The organism is Altericroceibacterium xinjiangense, from assembly GCF_003958635.1.
In the GTDB taxonomy this organism is placed as follows: domain Bacteria; phylum Pseudomonadota; class Alphaproteobacteria; order Sphingomonadales; family Sphingomonadaceae; genus Altericroceibacterium_A; species Altericroceibacterium_A xinjiangense.
In genome coordinates, this window is record NZ_RSEK01000053.1 from 1 (window position 1) to 2,831 (window position 2,831).

The 2,831-nt window shown below is 61.7% G+C and carries 1 protein-coding gene and 2 pseudogenes; all 3 read right to left on the reverse strand.

Features of this window, described 5'->3' with window-relative positions:
- Positions 1 to 110 (reverse strand): annotated as a pseudogene (locus ELY13_RS15780) (IS6 family transposase); the annotation flags it as partial.
- An 85-nt stretch (positions 111 to 195) separates the two neighbouring features.
- A complete protein-coding gene (locus ELY13_RS14765; RefSeq protein ID WP_126174636.1) occupies positions 196 to 1,419 on the reverse strand; it encodes a L,D-transpeptidase family protein in 1,224 nt (407 codons plus the stop codon).
- Positions 1,420 to 2,478: 1,059 nt separating this feature from the next.
- A pseudogene (locus ELY13_RS14770) lies at positions 2,479 to 2,831 on the reverse strand (hypothetical protein); the annotation flags it as partial.

Sequence of the window (2,831 nt, forward strand, 5' to 3'; positions counted from 1 at the left end):
TTCCGCAAGCTAAGCGGGAAGCGCACGTACATCATCACCACGAGGCGGATGACCTCCGGCGAGGAGCGGAAGTACCGGAACGGATTAGCGGGTTTGCGAGGGCGAGGCATAGCCCTGCCCTACTCTGCCGCGAGCCTGATCGCTATCCGGTACCGTTGCTCTGACAGTACCTGCACTTGCTCTGACAATGCCGCTTCAGGAATCAAACATCTGCGGCATGGCTAGCGCATCGAACCCATAAGGGTCGGGGCGAAACACCACGCCACCGCTGCTTGGCGCGACCGTGAGGTACGTCATGTAGACCGGCACTGCGCGCGGCAATTCCAGGACCTGCTCCGGTTGCGAGCTCACCTGCGGCACACGTCCGAAAACCCAGGAAGCGAAGCGGCGGTAATCCTGCAGGCGCACGCAGCCATTGCTGAGCCAGCGATCCTCCTGCTCGAACAGGTCCTTGTTGGGAGTGTCGTGCAAGTAGATGCCATAGTCGTTGGGCATCTCGAACTTCATTTCGCCCATCGAATTCCACGGCCCGGGAAGCTGGACCACGCGAATATCGCTCTTTCCCGCAGCCACTTGCTTCCAGGATATCGTCTTCGGATCGACTTGATAAGCATTGGCGGTCCAGTCGGAGTACACCTCGTAGTGGAAGTCCTTGAGGTATGAGACGCCCTGCTGCCGCACGCGCTTTGCCGTGAAGCTCCTGATCAACTCAGGCGGAACGTTCCAGTAGGGGTTTGCCTTTGCGTTACGCATCAGCACAGCCATCATCGGTGTCCTGGTTTTAGGCGAGCCGACGACAACGCGCATCGTATCGGCAAGCCGGTCACCTTCGAACAGATAGGCTTCCGCAGCGCCTGAATCGACGATCACATATCGCTCGAAACTGCGGGTTGCCGGGAGGCGATATGCACGCTCCATGTTGATCGCAATCCGCCGGCCATAGTGATCCGCGCCCCGGTTCAGGGACGCGATCGTCGCCCTGCCAGCGATCCCATCCACCGGATCGAGCCCGTGGACGCGCTGATAATCCATGACACGGCGGAAAAGTATCTCGTCATAGCCGCCGCCGGGCTGCAGCCCGAGCCGGGCCCGCAGCAAGCCTACACGCTCGCCAGCAGACCCCCGCCTGAGTGTCGGACCGGGCGGAACCCGGACCTGCGGCAAAGCGCCCCAGGTCGCCTGATACTGATCCAGTCCTTGCGCAAGCCCAGCAAATACCGGGTTGGGAGCGCTCTTCTGATCATCGCCAGAGCGGCCGAAGATACGCTGGAGCCAATTACGCGGCTTCTGGTGCAGCTTGGCCACCGTAGTCATCTGCGGATCGACATAGACGAAATCGATCCCCTGCCTGACGCTGCTCGGGACCGCGACCGGCTCGTCCCCACGCGGAGCAGCCGCCAGCGGGGTCGTGGCCGCCAATGCAACAGCCCCCAGGATAAGGCCAAGCTTGTTCAAGATTTTTGCGCTGCGTATGCCGCCCTCCAGTTTCAGCCTCGTCGGTGAGACACGATGCCGTGGAGAGGGTTGCACCGGCCTGAACGCCCTCCGAGGCGCTGTCAGTCGGGTGTGAACTGCTCCCCGTCTGACGGAATTCTCCTGGACGCTTGCAAGTCTCACGCCATGAGGTTTTGCCACTCGGCCAGCGCGGATTAGCTGGTTTGCGAGGACGAGGCATGCCGCGGCCCTACCCTGCCATACAGCCGATCACCATCCGGTGCAGTTGCTCTGACAGTACCCTGCCGCTTCATGGGAACGCGCGCGGTTTCCGACCGTTGAGAGTGCACAACCAATTGACCAACTCTCCCCTTCGTAGTTGGCGTTCCCAAATCACTTGCCCCCGCTTCGGCGGGGGTTCCTTTTTAGGACGGGCGGTCGGCTCAGGGACCTCTATGAAGGGCACTGCCGTGACCCTGAACTTTCCCCAGATCGGAATTAGAACCGGGCGGTTGTTTGAGGGTCCCCCGGTTTCGTGCCGGGTATCATGAGAGTTTCCGGCCTTCATCTGCCGGGGTTAACCTCGGATGATTGAGCTATTCGTCACCCGAGGACCGCCAGGGTACATCCGGTCAGACAACGTCCTATATCGGGAAGGACTGGCGGTATTTGGCCAGCAGGTCTCTACGCGCCGAAAAGAACCGGCGCGGCATGTACTCTGAGCCAGACGGTTTCCACCGTCAACGGGATCGCTCCCTGCCATAGCGAATACACGATCCAGCGGTGTCGGAGCAGCCGCGGTCCTCACCATCCTTAAGAAGAGACACGCACCCAAGTGGAAGGCCCGAACATTATCTACAGGGTCGCTCGACGAGCGCCCTCACGGCACTTGCGGAGGGGGGCTCTTCCACCTGGCAGCCGAGTCGGACCACTCAATGCGGGCCGCTCAGATTTCTGCATGAACATGAGAGCGCAGCTCCACGGTAAAGGGCGGTGCGGAAAAACCCGCACCGCCCTCTTCTTCATTCGCCCGCAAACTTGTGCTTAGCCGCGCTCACCGACTGGCGAAGGCGGAGGAGGTGGCGGAGGTGGCGGAGGAAGCGGACACGGTTGCGTGACCGGGACGACCGCACCATTTGGGCACGCCTTGGTCGGCGGCGGCGGAGGCGGAGGCGGAGGCGGAGGCGGAGGCGGAGGCGGCGGCGCAACTACTACCGGAACGGCCACGACCGGAGCGCCACCGAAGTTGTACAGGAAGCTCACCTGGAACGAATGCGACTTGATGTCGCCATCGACTCCGTACCCGCGCATATCCACCAGGTCGAAATCCTGGGTGTTGAGGAACGTGTACCGCAGACCGACTTCGGCTTGGGGAGTAACTGGCACATGGAAGCCAG